General features: G+C 68.6%; 9 protein-coding genes and 1 pseudogene. 6 read left to right on the top strand and 4 right to left on the bottom strand.

What is annotated here, in order from left to right:
* On the bottom strand, nt 1-683 hold a 683-nt coding region (gene trmB / locus Q0Z66_RS11385), incomplete at its 3' end, for a tRNA (guanosine(46)-N7)-methyltransferase TrmB (RefSeq protein ID WP_298041214.1).
* 32 nt (nt 684-715) lie between these two features.
* Entirely contained in the window at nt 716-1,555 is an 840-nt protein-coding gene (locus tag Q0Z66_RS11380; protein ID WP_298041212.1) for a DUF3097 domain-containing protein, read from the bottom strand.
* Between the two features lie 136 nt (nt 1,556-1,691).
* On the opposite strand from Q0Z66_RS11380, the gene Q0Z66_RS11375 reads away from it, so the two are divergent.
* The 4 genes from Q0Z66_RS11375 (at nt 1,692) to Q0Z66_RS11360 (ending at nt 5,804) form a co-directional block, all read left to right on the top strand.
* On the top strand, nt 1,692-3,704 hold the full coding sequence (locus Q0Z66_RS11375) for a TPM domain-containing protein (RefSeq protein WP_298041210.1): 2,013 nt from the start codon (nt 1,692-1,694) through the stop codon (nt 3,702-3,704).
* A gap of 50 nt (nt 3,705-3,754) precedes the next feature.
* Nucleotides 3,755-4,492 carry a PspA/IM30 family protein gene (locus Q0Z66_RS11370; protein WP_298041208.1) on the top strand — a complete coding sequence of 246 codons (738 nt, stop codon included), beginning with the start codon at nt 3,755-3,757 and terminating at the stop codon, nt 4,490-4,492.
* Between the two features lie 71 nt (nt 4,493-4,563).
* Nucleotides 4,564-5,361 carry an arginase family protein gene (locus tag Q0Z66_RS11365; protein ID WP_298041205.1) on the top strand — a complete coding sequence of 266 codons (798 nt, stop codon included), beginning with the start codon at nt 4,564-4,566 and terminating at the stop codon, nt 5,359-5,361.
* Nucleotides 5,358-5,804 carry a Fe-S oxidoreductase gene (locus Q0Z66_RS11360; RefSeq protein ID WP_298041203.1) on the top strand — a complete coding sequence of 149 codons (447 nt, stop codon included), beginning with the start codon at nt 5,358-5,360 and terminating at the stop codon, nt 5,802-5,804. Before Q0Z66_RS11365 ends, Q0Z66_RS11360 begins: the two co-directional genes overlap by 4 nt.
* A gap of 9 nt (nt 5,805-5,813) precedes the next feature.
* Here Q0Z66_RS11360 and Q0Z66_RS11355 read toward each other — a convergent pair whose 3' ends face one another.
* Both Q0Z66_RS11355 and Q0Z66_RS11350 read right to left on the bottom strand, forming a co-directional pair.
* Nucleotides 5,814-6,284: an SIP domain-containing protein gene (locus tag Q0Z66_RS11355; protein ID WP_298041201.1), complete on the bottom strand. Its 471-nt coding sequence runs from the start codon at nt 6,282-6,284 to the stop codon at nt 5,814-5,816.
* Between the two features lie 48 nt (nt 6,285-6,332).
* Entirely contained in the window at nt 6,333-6,797 is a 465-nt protein-coding gene (locus Q0Z66_RS11350; RefSeq protein ID WP_298041199.1) for a carboxymuconolactone decarboxylase family protein, read from the bottom strand.
* A 166-nt stretch (nt 6,798-6,963) separates the two neighbouring features.
* On the opposite strand from Q0Z66_RS11350, the gene Q0Z66_RS11345 reads away from it, so the two are divergent.
* Both Q0Z66_RS11345 and Q0Z66_RS11340 read left to right on the top strand, forming a co-directional pair.
* On the top strand, nt 6,964-7,875 hold the full coding sequence (locus tag Q0Z66_RS11345; protein ID WP_298041197.1) for an alpha/beta hydrolase: 912 nt from the start codon (nt 6,964-6,966) through the stop codon (nt 7,873-7,875).
* 40 nt (nt 7,876-7,915) lie between these two features.
* A pseudogene (locus Q0Z66_RS11340) lies at nt 7,916-8,158 on the top strand (ABC transporter substrate-binding protein); the annotation flags it as partial.

The following is an 8,158-nucleotide window of genomic DNA, read 5'->3' as shown; positions in this document are numbered from 1 at the left end:
CGGCCCTTGTCGATGCCCTTGCGCTCGAATGCGGTCATGATGCGGCCGTCGAAGCGCTCGGCCCACTCCCCCTCGAATGCGCGCTCGAAGTCCGGCTCGGCGTCCATGACCTCGCGCATCTGCAGCGCGTAGTCCTCCCAGTCTGTCGCGAGCCTCAGCAGGCCGCCGTCGGTGAGCGCGCGGGCCGCGACCGCGCCGAACCCCTCACGGATGAGGCGTCGCTTGGTGTGGCGTTTCTTGTGCCATGGGTCGGAGAAGAACACCCAGACCTCGGATGCGCTGCCCTCGGGCAGGTAGGTCGCGAGCACCTCGGGGGCGTTCGCCTCGATGAGGCGCAGATTGCGGGCCTCCGCCTTGTCGGCGTCGAGCATGGTGCGGGCGAGTCCCGCCCGGAAGACCTCGACGGCCAGGAAGTCGTGGTCGGGCCGCGTGGATGCCGCGTGCACGATCGCGTGCCCCTGGCCGGAGCCGATCTCGACGATCAGCGGCGCGGCGCGCCCGTATTCGGCGGCGGGGTCGAGTCGAGCATCCGGATGCACACTGGTCGAAGCATCCGCACGCGGGACATCGAGGAGATATCCCGGGGCGAGCTCTTCGAACGCGCGGTCCTGCGCTTCCGACATCCGACCGCTCCGACGCACGAAGGAGACCGGTTCTTCACGGAAAGTGCGGGGTTCAGGCATGGCATCCAGCCTACGCGGCGCATAGCGGCCGCTCATGCGACGGGCTCCGTGACGAAGTCGATCAGCTCTTCGACCCGACCCAGCAGCGCCGGCTCCAGATCGCGGTAGGTCGTGACCTTGCCGAGGATGTGCTGCCAGGCGCGGCCGGTGTCGCCCTGCTCGGCGTGCGGCCAGCCAAGGGCACGGCAGACTCCGGTCTTCCAGTCGATGCCGCGCGGCACCTCCGGCCAGGCCCGGATGCCCACGGACGCCGGCTTCACGCACTGCCAGACGTCGATGAACGGGTGACCGACGATCTTCAGATGCTTGCCGTGCGGACCGCGCAGGACCGCCTCGGCCAAGCGTGTCTCCTTCGACCCCTTCACCAGGTGGTCGACGAGCACGCCATAGCGGCGCTGCCGGTTCGGAGGTTCCGCGGCGAGCAGGTCGTCGAGCTTGTCGACGCCCTCCAGGAACTCCACGGCGACGCCCTCGACCCGCAGGTCGGCGCCCCAGACCTTCTCGACGAGTTCCGCGTCGTGCTTTCCCTCGACCAGGATGCGGCTGGGCAGCGCGACGCGGGCCCGCTGGTCGGCGACGACGAAGGATCCGGATGCTGTGCGGCGGGGGCCCTGCGCCTGTGCGCGCGGCGGCAGCAGACGAACCGGCTCGCCGTCGATCATGAATCCGCCGCCGAGCGGGAAGACGCGCTTGCGCCCCCTGCCGTCCTCCAGCTCGACGTTTCCGCCCTGCACCCGCGTGATCGCACCGCAGTAGCCGTCGTGGGCGACTTCGACGACGAGATCGCGTTCGGCGGCGATGTCGCGCACCTGTTTCGCACCCCGTCGACGCCAGTCCCCGGCGAGCACATCCGAGCCGTACATGTCGTCCATGCCTTCCAGCGTATGCGTCGGGGGAGGACATCCTCGAACGACACAGATCGTTTGACGCGAATCGCTATCGCGTGTCGGTGGGAGTGAATAGACTCAGGGGTCACGGGGCCGTCAGCGGCTTCGCGGAGGGAGCACGATGCGGGCACGGTTCACGGTCGTTCTGGGGATGATCCTGGCGCTGTTCGCGTCGGGCCTGTTCGTCTCCTCCGCAGCGGCGACCCCTCCGGCGACTCTGGCCAACGGCTTCGTCACCGACGAGGCGTCCGCCCTGACCGCCGCCGAGATCAGCGCCGCGAACGAGAGGCTCTCACAGCTCGCCTCAGGCGACCGTGGCGATCTCTACGTCGTCTTCGTCGACGAGTTCACGGATCCGAGCACGAGCCGGGAGTGGGCGGATCGAACGGCGATCGAGAACGGCCTCGGCCAGCACCAGTACCTCCTGGCCGTCGCCGTCGAGGCGCGTCAGTACGCGTTCTCCTACGACGATCAGGGCCCGCTCACCGATGCCGAGCTGAATCGCATCGAGAGCGCGGTGCAGGATGAGCTCGGCGCGAGCGACTGGAGCGGTGCGATCTTCGCCGCCGCGGGGGCCTTCCCCGGCCAGTCGTCGGGGTCCGGTTCTGCATCGCCGTTCTCACCACTGGTGCTGCTCGTGCTCGCCGTCGGCGTCGTCCTGATCATCGTCTTCGTGATCCGGGCGCGCAAGAAGAAGCGTGCGCCGCAGCAGGTCGCCTCCGACCCGTCCGACCCGTATGCCACCATCAGCGACGCCGATCTCGAGCGACAGGCGGGCAGCGCCCTCGTGGCCGCCGACGATGCGATCACCTCCAGCCGCCAGGAGGTCGGATTCGCCGTCGCGCAGTACGGCGATGATGCGACGGCGCCCTTCACCGCGATCGTCGCGACGGCCCAGGAGAAGGTGGGTCAGGCGTTCTCGCTCAAGCAGAAGCTCGATGACGAGCTCCCGGATGCCCCGGAGCAGCGTCGCGCGTGGCACATCGAGATCATCCAGCTCTGCGCGGCCGCCGACGACCTGCTCGATGAGAACGTCGACGCCTTCGACCAGCTCCGCAAGCTCCAGGCTGAGGCCCCCGAGGCGCTCTCCCGCCTGCGCGAACGGCGCGCCGCCGCCGAAGCTCTTCTCCCTGGCCTGCCCGCCGCGCTCGGCCGGCTCGCCGAGAAATACGATGCGGCCGCTCTCGCCACTGTGACGGACAATCCCGCTCAGGCCCAGCAGCGTCTCGCTCTGGCCGATGCGGAGATCGCCGAGGCCGAACAGGAGATCGCCGAGGGAAGTCGTGGGGAGGCGGCGTTCTCCATCCGCACTGCCGAGCAGGCCGTCGAGCAGATCGAACAGCTCAGCACCGCTCTGGCCACGCTCGGCGCAGACCTGTCCGCTCTCGAGGACGGCGTCCGTGCCCTGATCGCAGACATCACCGCAGACATCGCGGCCGCCCGCGCCCTGCCGGATACGAACGGCCAGCTCGCTGCTGTCGCCGCCCGCGCGGAATCGCATGTCGCGTCGGTGCGCGCGGCGCTCGAGCACCCGGGACGCAACCCGCAGCAGATGCTCGATACTCTCAACGCCGTCAACACCGAGATCGATGCGGTGCTCGGCCAGGCACGGCAGAGCGCCGAACAGGCCGAGCGCGAGCGGCGGCTCGTCGCGCAGCGCCTCGCACAGGCTCAGGCGCAGATCCACGCAGCCAGCGATTTCATCACGACCCGACGCGGTGCGATCGGCGCGACAGCGCGCACGCGTCTCGCCGAGGCGAACGCCGCATACGCGGAAGCCGTTGCGGCGCAGAGCACGGACCTCACCCGCGCCGCCGAGCGGGCGACGCGTGCCAACAACCTAGCGCACGAAGCGATCTCCTCCGCGCAGAGCGAGGTCTCGGCCTTCTCGGGCGGCAGCTGGAGCACCGGTTACAGCACCGGCTACAGCAGCAACCGGGGTGGCAGCGACCTGGGCGGTGCGATCCTCGGCGGCATCATCGGCGGCCTCCTCAGCGGCGGCGGCTCGAGCCGCTCGAGCGGCTGGAGCTCCGGATCGAGCGGACGTTCCCGCAGCGGCCGCTCGGGCGGTCGACCTTCCGGCTTCGGCGGCGGCTCGCGCGGCTCGGGCCGTTCCCGGAGCGGCCGCTTCTGACCCCGACAATCCGTGCACGCACGACTCTGTTCCAATCGAAAGGAAACACCATGGCAAAGCAGTCCATCTTCGGACGCATCTCGACGCTCGTCCGGGCGAACATCAACTCGCTCCTCGACTCCGCCGAGGATCCGCAGAAGATGATCGACCAGCTCGTCCGCGACTACACGAACAGCATCGCCGACGCCGAGGCCGCCATCGCCGAGACCATCGGAAACCTTCGTCTGCTCGAGCGCGACCACGAAGAAGATGTGCGGTCGGCGAAGGACTGGGGCAACAAGGCCTTGGCCGCCAGCCGTAAGGCCGATGAGCTGCGCGCGGTCGGCAGCACGGCCGACGCCGACAAGTTCGACAATCTCGCGAAGATCGCCCTGCAGCGCCAGATCGGCGAGGAGCGCGACGCGAAGACGGCCGAGCCCACGATCGCGGCGCAGACCGAGATCGTCGACAAGCTCAAGAGCGGCCTGAACGGCATGAAGGAGAAGCTCGAGCAGCTCAAGGCGAAGCGCAGCGAGCTCCTCGCGCGCGCCAAGGTCGCCGAGGCGCAGTCGAAGGTTCAGGACGCCGTCTCCTCGATCAACGTGCTCGACCCGACCAGTGAGCTCGGCCGTTTCGAAGACAAGGTCCGCCGTCAGGAGGCGCTCGCCCAGGGCAAGGTGGAGCTGGCCGCGTCCAGCCTCGACGCCCAGTTCGAGAGCCTCGACGACCTCGGTGAGCTCACCGAGGTCGAGGCCCGTCTCGCCGAGCTCAAGGCAGGCGGCAGCGCTCAGTCGCAGCTCGAGTCCTGAGTTCTCCGGCGCCCCGGGGAGCCGATCCCCGGGGCGCTTCTTTTTCGTTCTTCCCCCCCCTGGAGTTCCTCGTGGCACGTTTTTTGATCGCCCCGCAGTGGCAGGGTTCCCCCTCCACCCGCGCGATGCTCCTCGTCGATGGCGCATCGGCCATAGCCGGTGATCTTCCGCGTGCGGCGACCACCGTGCTCGATGTGCCGGTCGAAGCCGGGGATTCCTTGGGCACCGCTGTGCACCGTCTCAGCTCGTTGACGCGCGTGCGTGCGCTCATCGCCGAGCACATGCAGCCGGAGACCGTGCTGATCGGAGGCGACTGCAGTGTGACCGTCGCAGCCCTCGCCGCCATCGACACGTCAGATCTCGCGGTCGTGTGGTGCGATGCGCACCCGGATCTCCACACTCCGGCCTCGTCCCCCTCTGGGGCGTTCTCCGGGATGGCGCTGCGCGCGGTCCTCGGAGAGGGGGCACCGCAGCTGTCCCTCGACCCGGCGATCACCCCCGAGAGAGTTGTGGTGGTCGGTGCCCGTGCGATCGATGATGCCGAGATCGAACCGCTCTCGGGCCTGCGACGGGTGGATGCCTCGGACCTGGCGAGCCCGGAGGCGCTTGCCGATGCCGTCGCAGCGACCGGCGCGACGCGCGTCTGGATCCACATCGACGTCGATGTGCTCGATCCGGCGGAGTTCTCCGGTGTGTCCTCAGCCGAGCCGTTCGGCGTCTCCCCCGCGGTTCTCAGCGCGGCGATCCGCGCGGTCCGCGCTCGCGTTCCCCTCGCCGGCGCGACGATCGCCGGCTTCGCACCGCGCACACCGGCCGATGCCGTCGACGACCTCGGCGCGATCCTCCGTCTCATCGGTTCTGTGGTGTGAGCGCCGACTGGCAGTCGGCGGCCGAGGCCGCGCTCGCCCGAGGACGCCGATTCGATCGTCGCATCCCCTCGTTCCTGCTGCGCTCCCCGATCAGCCGTCTCGGCTATGCCTGGGGCACGGCCATCGGGTGGACATGGGGGTCGTTGTGGAGCAAGGGGCCCGTGGAGCGTCGCAACGGACTGTGGGTCTTCCGCGGCATGCCAGCCTGGACCTATGGCCGGGGCGGCGTCTGCGTCGGCGGATGCTTCCTCACCGGTGATCGTGACCCGGATGACCGCGTGCTTCGTCATGAGGCCGTGCACAAGGCCCAGTGGCTGCGCTACGGCTTCCTCATGCCGTTGCTGTACCTCGCCGCCGGCAGGGATCCGTTGCGCAATCGCTTCGAGATCGAGGCGGGCCTGGAGGACGGCAACTACGTGCGCAGGAGGCCTGCGCACGGCTGACGGCGAGGGTCAGTTCGCGACGGGGAGCAGCCCGAAGCGGGCGGGAACGCTGATCTTGTCGACCGGCATCGCAAGCTTCTCAGTGAGGTGGTCGACGATGTCGGCCGTGCCGAGGTAGCCACCGAGCAGTGTCACGTTGATGTGCGTGTCTTCTTCGCACAGCATCTCATCGGCCCAGGCGCACGTGGCGCGGGACATAGCGGCGCCCTGTGCGCAGGATCGCCCGCTGCCAGGGGCGCCCGATCGGGATGAGCGCGCCAGCCAGGTCACGGTCATCCGCGCCGGAGCGCTGATGATGCCGATGTCGCCGGGCTCGGCGACCTCGATGAAGACCCGACCCGATGCGCACAGCGGGAGTGTGGCGAGGAAGGTCTCGAGCTCAAGGAGCGAGTTCTCGTCTGCGACGACCAGGTGCTGGGCGCTCATGCGCTCGGCACGGCGCTGCGCGCGTGCGCTGCGAGCTGGGGTGATGGTCGTCATGATGACCCCAGCATAACACTGGAGAAGGGTTGCCTTACCTTCGTGCGCTCAATTCTTTCGGGGCGGAACCGGGTAACGGCCCGCGACCACGATGCGGTTGAAGGCGTTGATCGACACGCACGCCCAACTCAGCGCCGCGTACTCCTTCTCTGTGAAGACGCTTCCCACACGGTCGTACACGTCGACGGGCACACCGCCCTCATGAATGAAGGTGAAGGCCTCGGCGAGCTCGAGCGCCGCGCACTCGCGCTCCGTGAAGACTCCGCTCTCGCGCCAGACCGGGATCTGCGTGAGAGTGTCGACGTCGATGCCGGCCTTCGTCGCGCGATCGAGGTGGGCCCGCGTGCAGTAGGCGCAGCCGTTGAGCTGAGAGCAGTGGATCATCACGAGCTCTCGCAGGCGGTCATCAATGCCGTTCGCACGGCAGATCTCCCCCACGGTTCGCGAGAAAGCATCCAATGCCTCATAAGCGGCGGGTTCGGTCTTCGACAGGTGCACGCGCGTCTCGGTCATGCCTCCATGATAGGTCGACGGCGACACCCTGGCCTCGGTGGCGGAAAATCAAAACATCAAGGTCGCTCCATTATTCTTGAGCAGGAAGCAAAGTCCTGCACGGCTTTAATTACGCTTAATGCTCTCGCGTTTCGCGTGAAGAGCCTTCCGGCCCCACAATACTGAGGTGGCGATCGAGACCGATGAGTTCAGCTATCTTCCGCACCAGGCGCAGGCGCTCGATGTGCCCCTACCCGCCGTACGTCGACGTACCCTCGCGCTCCCGGACGGCCGCTCGCTCAGCGCCCTGCAGTACGGCACCGGCGACCCCGTCGTGACGTTGCTCCACGGAGCGGGCCTCAACGCCCACACGTGGGACACGACGGCGCTGATGCTCGGAGTCCCCGCGCTCGCCATCGATCTCGCCGGCCACGGAGACTCCTCCTGGCGCGAAGATCTCGATTACACGGCTCACCCGCTGTCGCGCGATGTCATCGCAGCGCTCGAGGCCTGGACGACCACTCCGCAGATACTCGTCGGCCAGTCCCTGGGCGGACTCACCGCAGCAGCCGTGGCCGCCCGGCGTCCCGAGCTCGCCCGCAGTCTCGTGATCGTCGACATCACCCCCGGGATCGACACCTCGGCCGGCCCCGCGGCGCTGCGCGACTTCTACGCCGGACCCACTGATTTCGCCGACCGAGACGAGCTCGTCGAGCGCGCCCTGTCTTTCGGCTTCGGCGGCGAGCGCGCCGCGACCGAGCGCGGCGTATTCCTCAACACCCGCGTGCGCGAGGACGGGCGCATCGAGTGGAAGCACCACTTCGCACACCTCGCCGCTCGGACGCTCGGGATCGACGGCGCCCAGACGGCCGCGCGCCCGTCGCCCGAAGCGGGGTGGGAAGACCTCGCCGAGGTCACCGCACCGATCGCCCTGATCAGAGCATCCGCCGGCTTCGTCAGCGAGGCGGATGGCGCAGAGTTCCTGCAGCGCCTGCCCGACGCCGAGCTGACCGTCATGACCGCTTCACACAATGTGCAGGAGACCGCCCCTGCCGACCTCGCCGAGCTCATCCGCACCCGCATCGCTGCGGCGCGATGAGCTCCGATACTGCTGTGCCCGCTTGAGAGGAACTCCGCCCATGTCACGCCGCACCACCCGATTCGCCCTCGTCTCCGCAATAGCAGCGACTGCCGTCATGCTGACCGCGTGCGCCGGCTCCCCCTCGCCGTCGTCCTCCTCTGACGGCACGCCCGATCCCGATGCCACCCTCACCGTCGGACTCGTGCTCGAGCCGACGAACCTCGACATCCGCCGCACGAGCGGCGCGGCCCTCGAGCAGATCCTCATCGACAACATCTACGAGGGCCTCGTCACCCGCACT

Source organism: uncultured Microbacterium sp. (genome assembly GCF_947632095.1).
In the GTDB taxonomy this organism is placed as follows: Bacteria; Actinomycetota; Actinomycetes; order Actinomycetales; family Microbacteriaceae; genus Microbacterium.
This window is presented reverse-complemented; position numbering and strand designations above follow the sequence as displayed.

Bases quoted from the DNA above. Each gene is read 5' to 3' on its own strand.
- Q0Z66_RS11380 (WP_298041212.1), bottom strand. From the start codon at position 1,555: ATGGACGACATGTACGGCTCGGATGTGCTCGCCGGGGACTGGCGTCGA.
- Q0Z66_RS11375 (WP_298041210.1), top strand. From the start codon at position 1,692: ATGCGGGCACGGTTCACGGTCGTTCTGGGGATGATCCTGGCGCTGTTC.
- Q0Z66_RS11370 (WP_298041208.1), top strand. From the start codon at position 3,755: ATGGCAAAGCAGTCCATCTTCGGACGCATCTCGACGCTCGTCCGGGCG.
- Q0Z66_RS11355 (WP_298041201.1), bottom strand. From the start codon at position 6,284: ATGACGACCATCACCCCAGCTCGCAGCGCACGCGCGCAGCGCCGTGCC.
- Q0Z66_RS11350 (WP_298041199.1), bottom strand. From the start codon at position 6,797: ATGACCGAGACGCGCGTGCACCTGTCGAAGACCGAACCCGCCGCTTAT.